This is a genomic window from Planotetraspora sp. GP83, from assembly GCF_041262585.1.
Taxonomy (GTDB): domain Bacteria; phylum Actinomycetota; class Actinomycetes; order Streptosporangiales; family Streptosporangiaceae; genus JAOEGB01.
The window spans coordinates 33,985-53,337 of record NZ_JBGCBZ010000008.1; the positions used below are offsets into that span (position 1 = coordinate 33,985).

The 19,353-nt window shown below is 69.0% G+C and carries 15 protein-coding genes and 1 tRNA gene; 9 read left to right on the plus strand and 7 right to left on the minus strand.

Annotated elements, in window-relative coordinates:
* Positions 1-246: 246 nt before the first annotated feature.
* Together ABH927_RS13330 and ABH927_RS13335 are read left to right on the plus strand one after the other, a co-directional pair.
* Complete coding sequence (locus ABH927_RS13330; RefSeq protein ID WP_370021325.1) at positions 247-1,179, plus strand: 4-(cytidine 5'-diphospho)-2-C-methyl-D-erythritol kinase; 933 nt, start codon at positions 247-249, stop codon at positions 1,177-1,179.
* A gap of 82 nt (positions 1,180-1,261) precedes the next feature.
* A complete protein-coding gene (locus ABH927_RS13335; RefSeq protein WP_370021327.1) occupies positions 1,262-3,088 on the plus strand; it encodes an ABC-F family ATP-binding cassette domain-containing protein in 1,827 nt (608 codons plus the stop codon).
* 202 nt (positions 3,089-3,290) lie between these two features.
* Here ABH927_RS13335 and ABH927_RS13340 read toward each other — a convergent pair whose 3' ends face one another.
* Entirely contained in the window at positions 3,291-4,802 is a 1,512-nt protein-coding gene (locus tag ABH927_RS13340) for a serine protease (protein WP_370021329.1), read from the minus strand.
* 339 nt (positions 4,803-5,141) lie between these two features.
* The gene (locus ABH927_RS13345) at positions 5,142-5,675 is read right to left on the minus strand and encodes a MarR family winged helix-turn-helix transcriptional regulator (protein ID WP_370021331.1); all 534 of its coding nucleotides are present in this window, start codon (positions 5,673-5,675) and stop codon (positions 5,142-5,144) included.
* Positions 5,676-5,746: 71 nt separating this feature from the next.
* Between ABH927_RS13345 and ABH927_RS13350 the strand changes: the two genes are divergently transcribed.
* Positions 5,747-6,505: a trans-aconitate 2-methyltransferase gene (locus ABH927_RS13350; protein ID WP_370021332.1), complete on the plus strand. Its 759-nt coding sequence runs from the start codon at positions 5,747-5,749 to the stop codon at positions 6,503-6,505.
* Positions 6,506-6,708: 203 nt separating this feature from the next.
* A complete protein-coding gene (locus ABH927_RS13355; protein WP_370021334.1) occupies positions 6,709-8,160 on the plus strand; it encodes a CHAD domain-containing protein in 1,452 nt (483 codons plus the stop codon).
* A gap of 45 nt (positions 8,161-8,205) precedes the next feature.
* On the opposite strand, the gene ABH927_RS13360 is transcribed toward ABH927_RS13355, so the two are convergent.
* The 4 genes from ABH927_RS13360 to ABH927_RS13375 all read right to left on the minus strand — a co-directional run bounded on the left by ABH927_RS13360 (position 8,206) and on the right by ABH927_RS13375 (position 13,460).
* On the minus strand, positions 8,206-9,111 hold the full coding sequence (locus ABH927_RS13360; protein WP_370021336.1) for an NUDIX domain-containing protein: 906 nt from the start codon (positions 9,109-9,111) through the stop codon (positions 8,206-8,208).
* A gap of 9 nt (positions 9,112-9,120) precedes the next feature.
* On the minus strand, positions 9,121-11,223 hold the full coding sequence (locus ABH927_RS13365; RefSeq protein ID WP_370021338.1) for an RNA degradosome polyphosphate kinase: 2,103 nt from the start codon (positions 11,221-11,223) through the stop codon (positions 9,121-9,123).
* Between the two features lie 58 nt (positions 11,224-11,281).
* Entirely contained in the window at positions 11,282-12,301 is a 1,020-nt protein-coding gene (locus tag ABH927_RS13370) for a TetR family transcriptional regulator (protein WP_370021340.1), read from the minus strand.
* 220 nt (positions 12,302-12,521) lie between these two features.
* On the minus strand, positions 12,522-13,460 hold the full coding sequence (locus ABH927_RS13375; protein WP_370021341.1) for an acyl-CoA desaturase: 939 nt from the start codon (positions 13,458-13,460) through the stop codon (positions 12,522-12,524).
* 511 nt (positions 13,461-13,971) lie between these two features.
* On the opposite strand from ABH927_RS13375, the gene ABH927_RS13380 reads away from it, so the two are divergent.
* The 5 genes from ABH927_RS13380 (at position 13,972) to pth (ending at position 18,553) form a co-directional block, all read left to right on the plus strand.
* Positions 13,972-14,043: transfer RNA gene (locus ABH927_RS13380), tRNA-Gln, on the plus strand.
* A 171-nt stretch (positions 14,044-14,214) separates the two neighbouring features.
* Entirely contained in the window at positions 14,215-15,675 is a 1,461-nt protein-coding gene (gene glmU, locus ABH927_RS13385) for a bifunctional UDP-N-acetylglucosamine diphosphorylase/glucosamine-1-phosphate N-acetyltransferase GlmU (RefSeq protein WP_370021343.1), read from the plus strand.
* 280 nt (positions 15,676-15,955) lie between these two features.
* The gene (locus ABH927_RS13390; protein WP_370021345.1) at positions 15,956-16,933 is read left to right on the plus strand and encodes a ribose-phosphate diphosphokinase; all 978 of its coding nucleotides are present in this window, start codon (positions 15,956-15,958) and stop codon (positions 16,931-16,933) included.
* Positions 16,934-17,260: 327 nt separating this feature from the next.
* Positions 17,261-17,872: a 50S ribosomal protein L25/general stress protein Ctc gene (locus ABH927_RS13395; protein WP_370021346.1), complete on the plus strand. Its 612-nt coding sequence runs from the start codon at positions 17,261-17,263 to the stop codon at positions 17,870-17,872.
* Between the two features lie 66 nt (positions 17,873-17,938).
* On the plus strand, positions 17,939-18,553 hold the full coding sequence (gene pth / locus ABH927_RS13400) for an aminoacyl-tRNA hydrolase (RefSeq protein ID WP_370021347.1): 615 nt from the start codon (positions 17,939-17,941) through the stop codon (positions 18,551-18,553).
* On the opposite strand, the gene ABH927_RS13405 is transcribed toward pth, so the two are convergent.
* On the minus strand, positions 18,528-19,307 hold the full coding sequence (locus ABH927_RS13405) for a hypothetical protein (protein ID WP_370021349.1): 780 nt from the start codon (positions 19,305-19,307) through the stop codon (positions 18,528-18,530). The genes pth and ABH927_RS13405 overlap by 26 nt on opposite strands.
* Positions 19,308-19,353: the final 46 nt, after the last annotated feature.

Here is a 19,353-nt window from a genome sequence, read left to right on the forward strand (position 1 = left end):
GCCCCGGTCGCCCGACGGACGTGGCTCGGTTACCGGAATGGCGCGGGTCGGTTGGCGGACTGACGTGGCTCGGTCACCCGACTGACGCGCCGAAGTCGACCGCGGCCCCGGCTTCCTGCGGCCGATGAACGGCGTAGGGCCAGGTCACGTTAGGCTCGGGTCTCGTGACCGCGGCGAGTCGGCACAGGAGAGAGCCGCCAGCCGGTGCGAACACGTGATCTCAGGTGAGGAAGCGGTGAGCGAGCGATGAACAGGGTGACCGTGCGCGTCCCCGCCAAGGTCAACCTCCAGCTCGCCGTGGGCCCGCTGCGCGACGACGGCTACCACGATCTGGTGAACGTCTTCCACGCCGTCTCATTGTTCGACGAGGTCACCGCCACCGAGCACGAACCCGCCTCGTCCACCGCCGCGGCCGGGATGCTGACGGTCAGAGTCGAGGGCGAGTCGGCGGCGGACGTGCCGGCGAACAGCGACAACCTGGCCATCCGGGCGGCCCGCGCGCTGGCCGGGTGGGCCGGCCGCTCCTACGGCGCCGACCTGCTCATCCGCAAGTCGATCCCCGTGGCCGGCGGGATGGCCGGAGGCAGCGCGGACGCCGCGGCGGCGCTGGTCGCCTGCAACGAGCTGTGGGGTCTCGGTCTGCCGCTCGGCGACCTGATGGAGATCGGCGGCGACATCGGCAGCGACGTGCCGTTCGCCCTGTTCGGCGGCACCGCCGTGGGCACCGGGCGCGGTGAGAGACTCACGGCCGTGGAGACGTCAGGGGTGTTCCAGTGGGTGTTCGCGCTCGCCGACGGCGGCCTGTCCACTCCCAGGGTGTACGGCGAGTGCGACCGCCTGCGGGAGGTCGCGGGCGAGACCGTGGCGTGGCCCGCCGCGAGTGAGCCGCTCATGGCCGCCCTGCGGGACGGCGACGCCAAGGCGCTCGGCCTGGCCCTGGCCAACGACCTCCAGCCCGCGGCCCTGGCGCTGCGCCCCTCGCTGGCGCGCACCCTGGACGCGGGCCGGGAGCGGGGAGCGCTCGGCGCGATCGTCTCCGGCTCCGGCCCCACCTGCGCCTTCCTCGCGGAGTCCGAGACGCACGCCGCCGAGCTCGCCGCCGCCCTCGAAGCCGCCGGCGTCTGCCGCTCCGCCGTCACCGCCTTCGGCTCCGTCCCCGGGGCCGTGCTCCTCCACTAGATCTCCCGCCAGATCGCCGAACAGGCCCGGGGAAGCTTCCGAATAGGCTCGCGGGACGGTTGCCGGATAGGCTTTACGGGCGATGAACCTGGTCAATCTTGAATCCGTCTCCCATGCCTTCGGGCCCAAGCCGCTGCTCACCGACGTCTCCCTCGGCGTCGAACAGGGCGACCGGGTCGGCGTCGTCGGCCGCAACGGCGGCGGCAAGACCACACTGGTCTCGATCATCGCCGGGGAGCTGAAACCCGACAGCGGCCGGGTCACGCACAACCGGGGGCTGCGGGTCGGCGTCCTGTCCCAGCGTGACGACTTCGATCCGGCGGCAGCCGTACAGGATCTGGTCCTTTCGGACAGGGCCGAGCACGAGTGGGCCGGCGATCCGGCCATCAGGGAGATTCTCGCCAACCTGCTCGGTGACATCGACCTCTCGGCGCAGGCCGGCGCCCTCTCCGGTGGCGAGCGGCGCCGTACGGCTCTCGCGAAGCTGCTCATCGGCGAGCACGACCTGATCATCCTCGACGAGCCGACCAACCACCTGGACATCGAGGCCATCGCCTGGCTCGCCGGGCACCTCGCCCAGCGGAAGTCGGCGCTGCTGGTGGTCACCCACGACCGGTGGTTCCTCGACGCGGTCTCCACGCGGACGTGGGAGGTCGTGGACGCCTCCGTCGAGCGCTATGAGGGCGGATACGCGGCGTACGTCCTGGCCAAGGCCGAGCGCGCGCGGATCGCCCAGGCCGCCGAGGACCGCCGGCAGAACCTCATGCGCAAGGAGATCGCCTGGCTGCGGCGCGGGCCGCCCGCGAGGACGTCCAAGCCCAAGTTCCGCATCAACGCCGCCGAGGCGCTGATCGCCAACGAGCCGCCGCCGCGCGAGACCGTGGAACTGCTCAAGTTCGCTTCGGCGCGGCTCGGCAAGACGGTCTACGACCTCGAAGACGTGACGCTCCACGCGGGCGGCCCCGGGACGGGCCCGCTCGTGCTCGACCACTGCACCTGGCAGTTCGGCCCCGGAGACCGGATCGGTCTGATCGGCGTCAACGGCTCGGGCAAGTCGTCGGTGCTGCGGCTGCTGTCCGGAACCGTCGCGCCGGACTCGGGCCGGGTCGTGCGCGGCAAGACGGTACGGCTCGCGCACCTGTCCCAGGAGCTGGCCGAGCTCGACCCCTCTCGCCGGGTGCTGGAGACGGTCGAGGAGGTGCGGAAGTACATCACGGTCGGCAAGAAGGAGTGGTCGGCCTCCCAGCTCCTCGAACGCCTCGGGTTCAAGGGCGAGGCCCAGTGGAAGGTCGTCGGCGACCTGTCCGGTGGCGAGCGCCGCCGCCTCCAGCTGCTCAGGCTCATCATGGACGAGCCCAACGTGCTGCTGCTCGACGAGCCCACCAACGACCTCGACATCGAGACGCTCACCGAGCTGGAGGACCTGCTCGACGGCTGGCCGGGCACGCTCGTGGTGGTCAGCCACGACCGCTACTTCCTGGAGCGCGTCGCCGACCGGTCCGTGGCCCTCCTGGGCGACGGCACGCTCTCGATGCTTCCCGGTGGCGTGGACGAATACCTGGAACGGCGCGCGGCCGGTGGGGCGCTGTCCGCCCGCGCCGCGGCCTCGGACGGTACGGCTCCCGCCGCCGCGGCCCAGAACGGCACGCCGAACGGGGAGGCGGCCGCGCCCGGGGGGCTGTCGGCGAAGGAGCAGAGGGAGCTCCAGAAGGAGCTGAACCGGCTGGAGCGGCAGCTCGACAAGCTCGGCGAGCGAGAGGCGACCCTGCACGCCCAGATGGCCGAGGCCGCGAGCGACTTCGAGCGCCTCGGCAAGCTCGACGCGGAGCTCCGGGAGGTTGGCGTGCAGAAGGAAGCGGTCGAGCTCGAATGGATGGAGCTCGCCGAACGCCTCGACGCCACCCCCTGACCCACCCCGGCCGTGATCATGCACAGGTTCCCGGACGCACGGCCTGACCTGCCGCGATCCCGGTCGTGATCATGCACGTTGTCCCGCGCACGCCCGCCGACCAGGCGCGACGCGATCCGTGATCTGGCACTGAGAACGCGAAAGGGCCCGGCGGGATGCGCCGGGCCCTTCCGATCGTTCAGGAGATCATCCAACCGGTCACTTAGACGATCTTGCCGGACCAGAGGTTGGCCGCGGACTTGTAGACGCCGTACAGCTCACCGTCGAAGTACGGGGAGATGCTGGTGTCGATGCGGTTGTTCTTGTCGGTGTCGGAGACGCCGATGGTCACACCGTTCAGGTAGCCGAGACGACGGCCGTTCTTGTAGCTCAGCAGCCAGGAGGAGCCGATGGAGCCCTCGCCGGTGAAGGACGACTTGACACCCACGAGCTCCTCGCCCTTGATGGCGGCGGCGGAGGCGGCGAAGGTCTTGCCGTACGACCACTTGAGGGTCTTGCCGGTGTAGGCGTAGTTGCCGTCCGGGTGCGATCCGCTCGGGTAGCCGAACACGAAGACCGGCTTGCCGAGCTTCTGGTTGTAGGCGAGGCCCTGGCCGCCGACGTTGTCACCGAGGCGGCCGACGTCCGTCAGCGCGATCGACAGGATCCTGCCCTTGAGGACGTAGTCGGTGTCGAAGACGCCCCAGAAGGTGGCCTTGAACTTGTCCTCGCCCTTGGTGAAGTAGAAGACCGTCTGCTTCTTGGCGTCGGTGGAGTTCCAGCCGCCGTTGCCGTACTCGGCGTCGGTGGCCTTGGTGACGACGGTGCCCCACGTGTTGTCGCTGAAGGTGGAGGTGCCGTGGTCCTTGGCCTGGTTCTCGAGGGTGGTCCGCGCCGAGTCGATGGTGCTCGGGTCCACCGCGAGCTGGGCGACGCTGGCGTCGACCTTCTGCGAGTCGGCGGTGCCGACGGTCACCTTGTGGGCCCAGTCCACCACGGGCTTGATCCAGAGCCTGGAGTAGCCGTTGGTCTTGTCGGACTCGAGCTCGGCCTTCTTCTTCTCGGCCAGGTCCTTGGTCTCGAAGGTCTGCGAGACCCAGTCCTTGGCGGCCGACGTGGGCAGGACGCCGTTGTACACGGTCACGAACGCGTAGTCGCGGTCGCCGTCCTCGTAGACGTCGTAGTCGTAGTGCGTGAACGCCTGCTTGCCGACGTAGATGCCCCACGGGGTCTTGCCCTGGTAGTAACCCGGGATGAAGACCCACTTGTCGAGGGTGGCGGCGTTCGACTCGGTGTCGTACACGCAGTGACCGGCGGTCGCGACCAGGTTGTGGTACGCGGACTGCACCGAGGTGGCGGTGCACCAGTGCGGCTTGTGGTCCGCGCCGATGAAGAAGACCTTGCCCGTGGTCTTGGGCAGGTTGATGTTCTTCGACTTGGCGGCCGACTTCTTCTCGTCGCCGATCGCCGGGACGACGCCGGGCTTGCTGTCCGCAGCCGGGCCACCGGTCGAGACGTGCTTGGCGACGACCTTGGTCTCCACGTTGTACGGCGTGGCGTTGATCAGGTTGGCCTTGTTCTCGCCGTACCAGAAGGCCGCGACCTGCTTGGCGGCGAGGTTCGTCTTCGCCAGCGGGTCGGCGGCGACGTCGCCGGAGGCGTGAGCAGGGGCGGCGATAGCAGCGGAGGCCAGTAGCCCAGCTGCGACGCCACCAAGTGCGAGGGTGCGCTTCAAGGGGGATCTCCCTGGTCTGTCGTGAGGCGGCTCTTGCGCCCCATGCGTCAGTAAAGGAACGGTTGACAAGTTATAAGAGAAATCGGGTGGGCATCTGGTAACCAGCCGTGCTTTTTGTGGCGATGCGGACCCCGGCCAATAAAGGCGACGAGAGTGGTCGCCGCACGCGAGAGATGTTTGCGCAGATCACCAGTCATATGGCGCGAAGAGCTCTTACAGAGCGTGATAGATCGATTCGCATCGGGATGTGATGTAAATCACATCGCCGACGTGAAACCGGAAGCCCGGGTGACCACGTCTGAGACTGCCGTGTTAGAGCGCCGATCGCCGGGGTAGCCGCTACTGCACTCCGCTGTCGGCGGCGTCAAAAGGGACGAGCAGCGTGCGCAGCAGGCCGGCGAGGGCCTGCTGCTCATGCTGTTCCAAGCCGGCCAGCAGCTCGCGCTCGCGTCGCAGCAGATCCGTGAAGGCGGCGTCGACCCGTTGCAGTCCGGCGGGGGTCAGGCGGACCAGCACTCCGCGCCGGTCCTCGGGGTCGGGCCGCCGCGTCACGAGCCCGGCCGCGGCGAGCCTGTCGATCCGGTTGGTCATCGTGCCCGACGTGACCAGAGTGGCCCGAAGCAGCGTTCCGGGGCTCAGCTCGTACGGCTCGCCGGCCCGGCGCAGGGCCGTCAGCACGTCGAACTCCCATGACTCGACGCCCTGATCGGCGAAGGCGGCGCGGCGCTCCCGTTCCAGGTGCCTGCCCAGCCGTGAAACCCGGCTCAGCACCTCCAGTGGAGTCACGTCCAGGTCGGGACGCTCCTGTCGCCACGCCGCGACCAGCCGGTCCACCTCATCCTCGACCTGCCTGGAGTCCTCGACGTGCGTCATGGGCAGAGTCTAGCTGTCTTGACATCGAGATATCCTGCCCGATATCAAGATATCCACCTCGCGGAGGAGCGATGAAGCGCGACATCTGGGATCCGGCGGTCTATGAGAGGTACGCCGGCGAGCGCTCCCGCCCGTTCTTCGACCTGATCGCGCGGGTGAACCCCGCCGCCCCCCGATCCGTCGTGGACCTCGGTTGCGGCACGGGGGAGCTCACCGCGACGTTGTGCCGCCGCTGGCCCGCGGCCACCGTGCGTGGCGTCGACTCCTCGCCGGCCATGATCGAGAAGGCGCCGCCAGGGCCGGCCTTCGAGGTGGGGGACCTGCGGGACTGGCGGCCCCCACGGCCCGTGGATGTGATCGTCTCCAACGCCGCCCTCCAGTGGGTGCCCGAGCACCGCGACCTGCTCGACCGCTGGGTCGGCTACCTGGAGCCGGAAGGCTGGCTGGCGTTCCAGGTGCCGGGCAACTTCCATTCGCCCAGCCACGCGCTCATCCGCGAGCTGTGCCGTACGAAATGGCGGGATGAGCTGGGCGACCTCGCCAGGGACGCCCCGGTGGGGGAGCCGGTGGACTATTTGCGCCGGCTCGTCGCCCTCGGCTGCGCGGTGGACGCCTGGGAGACCACCTACGTCCACGTCCTGCCGGGGGAGAACGCCGTGCTCAACTGGGTCAAGGGCACCGCCCTGCGGCCCATGCTCGGCCGTCTCTCCCCGGACCGCCAGGTGGCCTTCCTCGCCGACTGCGCGCGCGTCCTCGGCGAGGCCTACCCGCGCGAGCCGTACGGCACGGCGTTCCCCTTCCGGAGGATCTTCGTCGTCGCTCATCTCTGAGGTGTCGCATGCGCATGATCACGAGAGGCGTTTGAGCAGGTCATGCGGGGCCGGGGGGAATCCGTGCATGATCACCACAGGCGCTGGCGCAGCTCGGTGGGCGACGGCGGAACCTGTGCATGATCACGCGGGGAGGGGTTTGTTTACCTTCTAGTGGCATTATGGCCACGAAATGGTCGCAATTCGCTCATTTTGGGGGCCTAGTGCCGATCGAGATCGAGGACAAGTTCGACGTGCCGGCGGAGTTCGCCGTACCGGACCTGAGCGACGTGCGAGGCTGCGCCGAGGTCGCCGAGCCGCTCAGCCACCGGCTCGTGGCGCAGTACTTCGACACCTCGGACCTGCGGCTGGCCGCCCGTGGCATCACCCTGCGCCGCAGGCGCGGCGGGGACGACGACGGCTGGCATCTCAAGCTGCCCAAGGCCAAGGGGGCACGCCAGGAGATCACCCTGCCGCTGACCCGCAGCGCCAAGGTCGTCCCGCCGGAGCTCGCCGATCTGGTTCTCGCCTACACCCGGGGCGCCCGGCTGGCCCCGGTCGCCCAGCTCGAAACCCGGCGTGGCGTCACCAGGCTCCTCGGCGACGGTGGCGACCTGCTCGTGGAGATCGCCGACGACCGCGTCAAGGGCACGGTGTTCGGCGAGGAGCCCACAGTCCATCGCTGGCGCGAGGTCGAGGCCGAGCTCAAGGACGGCGACGAGGACATGCTCCGGCGCGTCGGGAAGCGGCTGCGCAAGGCCGGCGCGTCCCCCTCGGGCTCGGCCAGCAAGCTGGCCCGCCTCCTCGGCGACATTCCCGCGCGGCAGGTCGCCGAGCCCGCCACCGGGTCGGCCGGAGCGGTCGTCGCGGGCTACCTCAGGAAGCAGGTCGACGCGCTGACCGCGCAGGACCCGCGAGTGCGGCGGGCCGAGGAGGACGCCGTCCACCAGGCCAGGGTCGCGAGCCGCCGCCTCCGGAGCGCGCTCAAGGCGTTCAAGTCCCTCGTCACCGGCACCGACGACCTCCAGCAGGAGCTGAAGTGGCTCGGCGAGGTCCTCGGAGAGGCCCGCGACCTGGAGGTCATCCGGGAGAGGTTCGCCGGCCGCCTCGACGGCCTCGACCCGTCACTGGTCGTCGGGCCCGTCCGCCGGCGCCTGGGGGACGACCTCCTGGCCCGCGAGCACGACGCGTACGGCCGGATCCGCCAGGCTCTCAGCGGCGACCGCTACTTCGCGCTGCTGGACGGGCTCGACAGGCTGGTGGCGGACCCGCCGCTGACCCCGCTCGCCGGCAAGGACGCCGCCAAGACGCTGGAGAAAATCGCGGACAAGGGCTGGAAGCGGGTGGCGGACACCTACGACGCCGCGCGCCGGATGGACGACGCCGAGCAGCGCGAGATCGCGATGCACGACGTCCGCAAGGCCGCGAAGCGCGCCCGTTACACCGCGGAGGCGGTCGGCCTGCCGGAGGCGGCCAAGCGGGCGGCGACCGTGCAGGAGGTGCTGGGCAGGCACCAGGACGGCGTGGTGGCGCAGGAGGTCCTCGCGCAGGAGGCCGAGGCCGCGCGGCAGGCGGGCGAGGACACCTTCACCTACGGCGTCCTCGTCGGCCTGGAGCGCGCGGACGCCGAGCGGGCCCACGAGGAGTTCCCCGGGGTGTGGGCCACGCTGGCCTGATCACCACGTGACCGGCCGTCTCGTGAGGGTCGCGTGCGTGATGCCTCAGGTGATGTAACGCTCCACGTTGACGACCCGGCCGCCCACCCGGTTGAGCACGGCGAAGGCGCCCTTCTGGAGGTGCAGGTCGGCCGGGAGGGTGTCCAGCCGGCCCTCCAGGGCCATCGTGAGCAGCTCGGGCAGGACCTTGCCGTGGCTGCACACCACCGCCGCCTCGCCCGAGTCGAAGAGCTTGCGCACCAGTTTGTCCGCGTCTTTGGCGTCATAGCCGCTCTCGGACAGCGACTGCTCCTTGCGGATCTCCAGCCTGTGGCCGGTGGCGTACGGCTTGAGCGTCTGCGTGCAGCGTTTGCTGTGTGAGCTGACCAGCGTGGCGGGGCGGTAGCCGTGCAGGGCGCCGGCGAGCGTCTCCGCCTGGGCCACGCCGCCCTCGTCGAGAGGACGGCGGTCGTCGTCGCCCTTCCACTCCTGCCGCGAGCCGGCCAGGCCGTGCCGTACGAAGATCAATGGGGTGGTGACGAGCGGCGCGGCGGTGAGGGCGCGCAGGAGGCCCGCGTCCCACTCGTAGGTCAGCAGCCGCCTGGCCTTCTCCAGTGGGAGCCAGACGACCTCGTCCACCTCGTCGACGGCAGTGACGTCGCCTCCGGCGTCAGTGGTGTCGACAGCCCGCGCCGCCCAGTAGTCCACCCGCTTGAGGCGGCCGTCCTTCAGGTAGTGGATCGGCGGCAGGCAGCGGCCCAGCACCACATCGAGGCCCGTTTCCTCCGTCACCTCGCGCAGTGCCGCGGAGATCACGTGCTCGCCTGGCTTGAGCTTGCCCTTGGGGAAGCTCCAGTCGTCGTACTTCGGCCGGTGGATCAGCGCGACCTCGGGGTCGGTCTCGTCGCCGCGCCAGACCACGGCCCCTGCCGCGCGGATCATGTCGGTCGGTCGAACCTGGGGCTCGATCATCGGCATCCCTCAGTCAAGCGTCGTCGAGTCGTCCACGGTCCGCCATCGGCGGGTCGCGATGAGGTGGTGCTGGAGGTCGACCTCACCCCGCTGGCGCACCCACTTGCCGTCGGAGTTCAGCGTCCACGCCGTCGTGGTGTCGTTCATGGCGACGTCGAGGAGGTCGGACAGGTACTCCCGCTGCTGGGCGCTGGTCACCTTCACCAGCGCCTCGACGCGTCGGTCCAGATTGCGGCGCATGAGGTCGGCGCTCCCGATCCATATCTCCGACCGCCGGCCCCCACCGAACTCGAACACCCGGGAGTGCTCCAGGAACCGGCCAAGGATGCTCCTGACCCGGATCGTCTCCGACAAACCTGGAATTCCCGGTCGAAGGGCACAGATGCCCCGGACCCAGAGATCGACGGGCACCCCGGCCTGGGACGCCCGGTACAACGCGTCGATGATCGGCTCGTCCACCATCGAGTTCGTCTTGATGCGGATCCGTCCCTTGCGACCCGCCCGGTGGTGTTCGATCTCCCGCTCGATCCTGGCCAGCAACCCCTGCCTGAGCGAGGTCGGCGCCACCAGCAGCCTGCGGTAGTCGGCCTGGTTGGAGTATCCGGTGAGGTGGATGAACAGGTCGGTGACGTCCTCACCGACCTGTGGGTCCGCCGTGAGCAGGCCGAAGTCCTCGTAGTGCCGGGCGGTCTTGGGGTTGTAGTTACCGGTGCCTATGTGGCAGTAGCTCCGCAGCTCGCCGCCGGCCTCCTGCCTGACCACCAGGGCCAGCTTGCTGTGCGTCTTCAGGCCCAGCACGCCGTACACCACATGGCAGCCGGCCTTCTCCAGCTTGCGCGCCCAGGAGATGTTCGCGTGCTCGTCGAACCTCGCCTTGATCTCCACCACGACGACGACCTGCTTGCCGGCTTCGGCCGCGTCGATCAGGGCGTCGACGATCGGGGAGTCGCCGCTGGTCCGGTAGAGCGTCTGCTTGATCGCGAGCACGTCGGGATCGGCCGCCGCCTCCTCGACGAACCGCTGCACGCTCGTGGCGAACGAGTCGTACGGGTGGTGCAGCAGGATGTCCCGCTCCCGCAGCGTGGTGAAGAGGTCGTCTTCGGCGCTGATCGCCTCCGCGGGCACGAAGGCGCGGTAGTGGAGCTCGCTCCGGTCGAGATCGGCGATCGCGTGCAGCCCGGTCAGGTCGAGCGGCCCGGGCAGCCGGTAGATCTCGTGCTCGGCCACCCCCAGCTCGTCGACCAGCAGTTCGAGCACCTCGGGAGTGATGGTGTCCTCGACCTCAAGCCGGACGGGGGGCCCGAACCGCCTCCTCAGCAGCTCGCGCTCCAGGGCCTGCATCAGGTTCTCGGTGACGTCCTCGTCGACCTCCAGGTCCTCGTTTCGCGTCACCCGGAAGACGTGGTGCTGGACGACCTCCATGCCCTTGAACAACTCGCCCAGATGGGCGGCGATGACGTCCTCCAGCGGCACGAACCGGTCCTTGGACGCGGTCACGAACCTCGGAAGCTGCGAGGGCACCTTCACCCGCGCGAAGACCGTGTGGCCGTTGGCCGGGTTGCGGACGGTGACGGCCAGGTTCAGGGAGAGCCCGGAGATGTACGGGAACGGGTGAGCCGGGTCCACCGCCAGCGGGGTGAGAACCGGCCGGATCCGCTCCCGGAACAGCTTGCGCAGCGCCATCCGCTCGTCCCGGCCGAGATCGTCCCAGCGGACGATCGCGATCCCCTCCTCGGCGAGCTGCGGGAGCATCTGATCGTGGAACACGGAGGCGTGCCTGCGCGCCAGTTCGTCGGCGATCGAGGCCATCCTCGCCAGCTCCTCGCTGGGCTTCAGGCCGCTCTTGGTCCGCAGCAGGAGGCCGGTCGCCATCCGCCGCTTGAGACCGGCCACCCGCACCCGGAAGAACTCGTCCAGGTTGCTGGCGAAGATGGCGAGGAACCGCACCCTTTCGAGCAGGGGAACCGACGGGTCCTCAGCCAGCTCCAGCACGCGCTCGTTGAACTGGAGCCAGCTCTCCTCCCGGTTGAGGAATCGATCCTGGGGCAAGGGAGCGTCCTCGGGCGGGGTGACATCCTCGGATTCAGCGACAGGGGAGGTTTCGGCCGACATATAACGAAATATGCCCTAAGTTGTTGAACGGAACGTTAACTTCCCCTCAACGAAAACGTCAGTTCGACCGATCTGAGCCGGTTTCGACCTGCTCGGCCGCCGTGCTCTGCCTCTCCCGTTCCTCCCGTTCCCGCTGTTTCTCCTGCTCCTTGAGCTCGCGCTCCCTCCGCTCCCTGAGCTCCCGCTCCTGGCGCTCGCGGGCCCTCTCCTGCTCCCTCAGCTCACGCTCGCGCAGCTTCTCCTGCTCGCGCTGGGCCTTCTGCTGCTCCTTGAGCTCACGCTCGCGGGCCTTCTCCAACTCGCGCAGCTCGCGTTCCCGCGCCTTCTCCTGCTCGCGCCGGACCTTCTCCTGCTCCTTGAGCTCACGCTCGCGGGCCTTCTCCAGCTCCTTCAGCTCCCGCTCCGTGGGCCGGGCCGTACGGGCCTCCGCCGAAGGGGCGAGGACCAGGCCGCGGGACGCGGCGGTCAGGCCGGGGTTGGGGTTGAGACCCGTCAGACCGTTCCAGGACAGGTTGACGAGGTGGGCGGCGACCTCCTCGCGGCGCGGCTTGCGCACGTCGAGCCACCACTGGCCGGTCAGCGCCGTCATCCCGACGAGCATCTGGGCGTACATCGGCGCCAGCTTCGGGTCGTAGCCGCGGTCCTTGAACTCGTCGGCGAGCACGTCCTCGACCTGACTGGCGATGTCGCTGATGAGGCTGGCGAACGTGCCGGTGCCCGAGGCCGCGTGCGAGTCGCGCACCAGGATGCGGAAGCCCTCGCTGCTCTCCTCGATGTACTGCAGGAGGGCCAGCGCGGCCCGCTCCAGCTTCACCAGCGCGTGCGTGGCCGACAGCGCCTGCGTGACGAGGCTCAGCAGCCGCTGCATCTCCCGGTCGATGACGACCGCGTAGATGCCTTCCTTGCCGCCGAAGTGCTCGTAGACGACGGGCTTGGAGACCTTGGCGCTCGCCGCGATCTCCTCGACCGACGTGCCGTCGAAACCCTTCTCCGCGAAAAGCGCGCGGCCGATCTGGATCAGCTGTTCGCGCCGCTCCGCGCCGGTCATGCGTCTTCGGGATCGGGAGGACTCGCTCACGGCTTCAATCATGGCCTCTCTGCGCGTGTCGCCCGAGTCCGGTACGGCTTTCGCCCGAGTCGCGGGCGCCTTACGCGCCTGTACGGCGACCGCCGACGCCCTGGTGAGAGGCGCGGCGGTAGCCGTACGGGTGTCGGAATCGCTTCCGACCTGCGATAAGTGTGAGGGGGTCAGGGCCGCCGGGTGATTGACGGCGGCCCACCCGTCCGCTCCGGCGGGGTCAGCCAAGTCGCTTCGCCGCCAGACGCTCCGGATTCGGCCACCGCACGTCGTAGACCCAGCCGGCCTTCTCGAACCAGCGGATCAGGCCCGCGCTGAGGTCGATCTGGCCCTTGAGCACGCCGTGCCGCGCGCAGGTCGGGTCGGAGTGGTGCAGGTTGTGCCAGGACTCACCGAAGGACGGGATGGCCAGCCACCAGACGTTGCGGGACTTGTCACGGACCTCGAACGCCTCGTCGCCGAAGACGTGGCAGATGGAGTTGATCGACCAGGTGACGTGGTGCAGCAGGCCGATGCGGACGACCGTGCCCCAGAAGAACGCGGTCACCGCGCCCTGCCACGACCAGGTCAGCAGCCCGCCCAGGACGGCCGGCAGCACCATGGAGGTGATCGCCAGAGTGGGGAACCACTTGTGGAGCTTCATGACGTCCGGGTCCTTGACCAGGTCCGGGGCGTACTTCTCCCGGTTCGTCCGCTCGGTCTCGAAGAGCCAGCCCATGTGCGCGTAGAGAAGACCCTTGGAGAGGGCCTTGAAGCCGGTGCCGAAGCGCCACGGCGAGTGCGGGTCGCCCTCCTTGTCGGAGAACTTGTGGTGCTTGCGATGGGTGGCGACCCAGTCGAGCACGGACATCTCCAGCGAGAGGCTGCCGGCGATGCCGAGGGCGATCTTCATGGCCCGGTTGGCCTTGAAGGACCCGTGGGTGAAATAGCGGTGCAGACCGACCGTGACGCCCAGCCCTGAGACCATGTAGAAGACGAAGGCGATCGCGACGTCCGTCCAGCCCAGGCCCCAGCCCCAGGCGAACGGCACGGCCAGGAACAGCGCGATGATGGGCGCTCCGACGACGACGCCGAAGGTGATCAGCTCAGCCCGGGTCTTCTTCTCGGGGTCGAATTCCGGCTTGGGCTGTGGTGCAGGGCGTTCGGTCAGGACGGTCATGGGCTACCTCGCGGTCTGGGAAGAATGTCCGGCTACGCAACCGTAACCTACGCCATCGTAAGTTAGGAATCCCCGAGAGCGAATGTGGGGAAGGTGACGCTCGCGCATACATCTCGTGGCGAATCCACGCCTTGCTCCAAGGTGCGCCATCTGCTAGAGCCTCATGCCCACCACGCCCTGCCCGTACGGCTCCCCGCACGAGATGCGTAAGCAACCGAGGTCTGCCCCTCATGCCGTCTTAGTAACCACATGAAAACTGTCAGTCAGTGAAACTACAGTTCGGATTGTGACAGGAACCTCCCGGCAGACCCCACGCCGGAAGCCCTCCGCGCCCAGGCGGTGGCTCTGCGCGAGTCCGGCAAATCCGCATGGTGGACGAGGCTGGACGAGGCTCTTCGTAGCTTCCGGTCCCGCGCGTGCTTATGCGATCGGCGGGAGGCGTCCTTCGCCGGTAAGGTAGTGGAGACTGCCGGGACGGTTATCGGATATTCGTCCCGGGAGTCGTAGTTTTTCCGGCGTTGGGTAATTGGCAGCCCGCAGGGTTTTGGTCCCTGTTGTCCAGGTTCGAGTCCTGGCGCCGGAGCTGTGCCGAAATCTGGTCTGTAGTCGGTCGGGCAACCGGACTGGATTGGATCTGGGGCGTGGAAGGTAAGCTCACCTTGTCGAGCGGGTGACCGTGCGGTGCCCTGGTGGTGGCCGCGTGGGATCCGGAAGCCGACTCGTCTCAGTCGCGACGCCGAGGGAGCCTCAGTCCGTGAGTGTGCCGCGCCCGGCCGCCGTCATCGTCCTCGCCGCAGGTGAGGGCACCCGGATGAAGTCGAAAACCCCCAAAGTGCTCCACGAGCTGTGCGGTAGCGCCCTCGTGGACCACATGCTCACCGCCGCGAGGGACCTTCAGCCCGAGCGGCTGATCGTCGTCATCGGCCACGCCCGCGAGCAGGTCGAGGCGCATCTCAGCACGACCGCTCCCGACGCGGTGCCGGTCGTCCAGGAGAAGCAGAACGGCACCGGCCACGCCGTCCGCACCGTGCTCGAATCGGTCGGCGCCATCACCGGAACGGTCCTCGTGACGTACGGCGACACGCCGCTGCTCCGCACCGAGACCCTCGCGGCCCTGCTCGAACGGCATGCCGAGGACGGCAACGCGGTCACCGTGCTCACCGCCGAGGTCCCCGACCCGACGGGGTACGGCCGGATCATCCGGGACGAGGGCGGCGCCGTGCTGGAGATCGTCGAGGAGAAGGACGCCGACGCCGAGCAGCGGGCGATCCGGGAGATGAACTCGGGGGTCTACGCGTTCGACGGGTCGCTCCTCGCGGACGCGGTCAAGCGGGTCGGCGCGGCCAACGCCCAGGGCGAGGAGTACCTCACCGACGTGCTGTCCATCCTCCGCGAGGACGGCCACCGGGTCGGGGCCCACGTCGCCGGCGACTACGTCGAGGTCGAGGGCGTCAACGACCGCGTGCAGCTCGCCTTCGCGCGGCGGGTGCTCAACGAGCGCATCCTCAAGGCGCACATGAAGGCGGGCGTCACCGTCATCGACCCCGCGAGCACGTGGATCGACGCCGAGGTGACGCTGGAGCCCGACGTGGTGCTCCACCCCGACACCCAGCTCCACGGGTCCACCAGGATCGCGTCCGGAGCCGAGGTCGGCCCGGCGAGCACGCTGACCGACACCGTCGTCGGCGAGGACGCCGTGGTCCGCAACTCGGTCTGCGAGAGTGCGGAGATCGGCCCGCAGGCCACCGTGGGCCCGTTCGCCTACCTGCGCCCCGGAACGGTCCTCGGCCGCAAGGGCAAGATCGGCACGTACGTCGAGACCAAGAACGCGACGATCGGCGAGGGGTCCAAGGTCCCGCACCTGACCTACGTCGGCGACGCCACGATCGGGACCGGCTCGAACATCGGCGCCGCCTGTGTCTTCGTGAACTACGACGGCGTCAGCAAGCACCACACGACCGTGGGTGACCACGTCCGCGTGGGTAGTGACAACATGCTCGTGGCCCCGGTGACGATCGGCGACGGCGCCTACACCGCCGCCGGTTCGGTCATCACCGACGACGTCCCACCTGGGGCGATGGGGGTGGCCCGGGCCCGGCAGCGCAATATCGAAGGGTGGGTCCCGCGCCGCCGCGCCGGGACTCCCTCCGCGGACGCCGCCACCCGCGCCGCGGCGGCCGAGCAGGACGCCGTCCCGGGGGCAGTTCAGGAATAGCACCCAGGAATAGCATCCCCGGAGGAGCACCCCCCAGGAGTTGCACCCGGCGTACGGCATGCCATGACATGGCATTAGCCGTGCCACATCAGGAAACAGAACAAGGCGCGGCAACACCGCGTAGCGCCCGAGGGCCAGGCCAGGAGGACACCGTGAGCGAGCACGGGCGAGCGAGCAAGGGCGAGCGAGCAAGGGGGCACAGCGTGGTGCCGCGTAGGCGGGACGAGGCGACCCGGGACAGAGCGGCCGGCAGGACGGCTCGGCAGTCGAGGAGTGCGGCATGAGTGGCATCAAGACCATGGGCGAGCGGAACCTGATGTTCTTCTCCGGGCGCTCGCACCCCGAGCTGGCGAGCGCGGTGGCGGCGGAGCTCGACGTGGAGATCACGCCCACGGCGCTGCGCGACTTCGCCAACGGCGAGATCTATGTGCGTTACGAGGAGTCGGTGCGCGGCTGCGACGCCTTCGTGATCCAGAGCCACACTGCGCCGATCAATAAGTGGATCATGGAACAGTTGATCATGGTGGATGCCCTCAAGCGGGCCTCCGCCAAGCGGATCACTGTGATCATGCCGTTCTACGGCTACGCGCGGCAGGACAAGAAGGGCCGGGGCCGGGAGCCGATCACCGCCCGGCTGATGGCCGACATGTTCAAGCAGGCCGGGGCCGACCGGCTGATGTCGATCGACCTGCACACCTCGCAGATCCAGGGCTTCTTCGACGGGCCGGTGGACCACCTGTTCGCGATGCCGGTCCTGATCAACTACCTGAGGGGCAAGCTCGACCCGGCGACCACGACCATCGTGTCGCCGGACACCGGCCGCGTGCGGCTGGCGGAGCGCTGGTCCGACTCGCTCGGCACGCCGGTGGCGTTCGTCCACAAGCGGCGCGACCTCGAGGTGGCCAACCAGGTGAAGGTCCACGAGGTCGTCGGCAAGGTGCGCGGCAGGACCTGTGTGCTGATCGACGACATGATCGACACGGGTGGCTCGATCTGCAAGGCGGCCGACGCGCTCTATGAGCACGGCGCCACCGACGTGATGGTGGCCGCGACGCACGCGGTGTTCTCCGACCCGGCGGTCGATCGCCTGAAGAACTCGCGGATCTCCGAGGTGGTCGTCACGAACACGCTGCCGATCCCGGAGGAGAAGCGGTTCGACAGCCTCACCGTGATGTCGATCGCGCCCCTGATCGCCCGCGCCATCACCGAGGTCTTCACCGACGGCTCCGTCACCAGCCTCTTCGAAGGCGACAGCTAGGTCCTGTCGAAGAGCCGGTCAGGTAACCGAGTTGTCCCCCGGCCGGACCACAAAGGCTCGCGTGGTGCCGCCATGATCATGCAGGGTTTCCCCGGAAGCCCCGTGACGTCCGGTTTTCGCAATCGTGATCATGCATGTGCATGATCACGCTGAAGGTGCGCGCACGCTGCCGGCCGTACGCGGGAATCCGTGCCTGATCACGGCGGATTGTGCATGATCACTCTGGGGGGCGGTAGGCTGTATGGGTTGCGCTCGTAACGCCTTCCGCTAGGGCGGGTGAGGGGGAGCGCTCAATCCATCGATCGAGTCATCCCTAGGAGATGTGCCGTGTCCGAGGTTAAGATCGCCGCTGAGCTCCGCACGGAGTTCGGCAAGGGCGCCGCTCGCAAGATCCGCCGGGAGCACAAGGTTCCCGCTGTGCTGTACGGCCACGGCACCGACACCAAGCACCTGACCCTGCCGGGCCACGAGCTGCTGCTGGCGCTGCGCACGCCGAACGTGCTGATCCGCCTCCAGGGCGACGGCATCAACGAGATCGCGCTGCCGAAGGGCGTCCAGCGCGACCCGATCAAGGGCTTCCTGGAGCACGTCGACCTGCTCCTGGTCAAGCGGGGCGAGAAGGTCACCGTCGAGATCCCGGTCACCGTCACCGGTGACGTGATCGGCGGCGCGATCCTCGACCAGCAGCTCGTCACGGTGTCCGTCGAGGCCGAGGCAACCCACATCCCGACCGGCGTCGAGGTCGACGTCGACGGCAAGGACGTCGGCTACGCCCTGCACGCCGGCGAGCTGGCGCTGCCGTCGGGCACGACCCTCGCGGGCGACCCCGAGGCGCTGGTCCTGCACGTGATCGGCGCTCCGACGGCCGAGCTGCCCGAAGAGGGCGAGGCCGCCGAGGCCGGCGAGGGCGAGGCCGCCGCGGCTGAGGCCGCCGAGTAGGACGGTTTGTGAGAGAGTCCTCCGCAGGATGGCCTGTGGAGGACTTCTCCGTGTGAGGAGACTGCGATGTCCACGCCCGTGAGCGCTGAGCGGTGGCTGGTGGTCGGTCTGGGTAACCCCGGGCCGGAATACGCCGGTAACCGGCACAACGCCGGATTCATGGTGCTGGACGAGCTGGCGGCGCGGGTCGGCGGGCGCTTCAAGGTCCACAAGTCGCGGGCCGAGGTCGTCGAGGGCCGCCTGGCCGGGGCTCCGGTCGTGCTCGCCAAGCCCCTGTCGTACATGAACCTTTCCGGCGGCCCCGTGAAGGCGCTGGCCGACTTCTACAAGGTCGCCGCGGAGCGCGTCATCGTGGTCCACGACGAGCTGGACATCCCGTACGGCGCGCTGCGCGCGAAGGTGGGCGGCGGGGACAACGGCCACAACGGGCTCAAGTCGATCACCAAGTCGCTGGCGACGAAGGACTACCCTCGGATCCGCTTCGGGATCGGCCGCCCGCCGGGCCGGATGGACCCGGCGGCCTACGTGCTCAAGGACTTCGCCACGGCCGAGCGCAAGGACCTGCCGTTCCTCGTGGACCGGGCGGCCGACATGGCCGAGTCGTTCATCACCGCCGGTCTCGAGGCCACGCAGAACAGGTTCCACGCCGGCGATCTCAACCCCGCGAAGCCTCCCCGCTGACCTCCGCCTGCGCGGCCGCCGACGCCGCGACGTCCGGCAGAGGCTTGGCTTTAGCTGCCACCGTGATGTCCGGCGCGGACGGGGTTTGCGATGACGGGGTTTCGGATGACGGGGTTTCGGATGACGACGGGGATTCCGACGGCGGCTGGGGGCCGGCTGACGCCTCGGTGACCGTACGGCCGGGGCCCGGCCAGAGCATGAGGTTCTGGAACAGCTCCGCCTGCTCGATCGCGTCGTCGAGCGCGTTGTGCGTGTGGTGGCGGGTCGATCGCACGTCACGCGGCATCTGCCGTTTGGTGGACCACGCCACCGGAACGCCCGCTTTGGCGGCATAGAGGGTCTTGATGTCGATGCACCGGGAATGCCCGAAAGGTGACTCCCCGGTGAAGCGCATGAAGTACCAGTACATCCACATCCAGTCGAAGGACAGCGGGAACGCGGCCAGCACCGGCAGCGTGCCGCCGCAGACCTCCCGGATCCAGGCGGACGCGGCGGCCATGGCCTCGCCGGGGTCGCGGCCCTCGCGGAGCAGCGCGTCACGGTCGAGCCCGCTCACCGCTAGCGCCTCGGCCACGAACTCGTCGCTGATCGGCCTGAGCTCCGCGTAGAACGTGGCCGACTCGGGATCGACCTTCTCGAACCTCCTGCCGCCCATCCGCCCGGCGACCGTCATGCCGAGACTCACCATGGAATAGGGGCCCGGAATGGGGCCGTCGGCCTCGATATCGACGGATATGTAGGTTTCGGCTTTCACGGATTCTCCTCGAAGCCCGGCCACGTGGCCGCTAGCATTCCCTCAC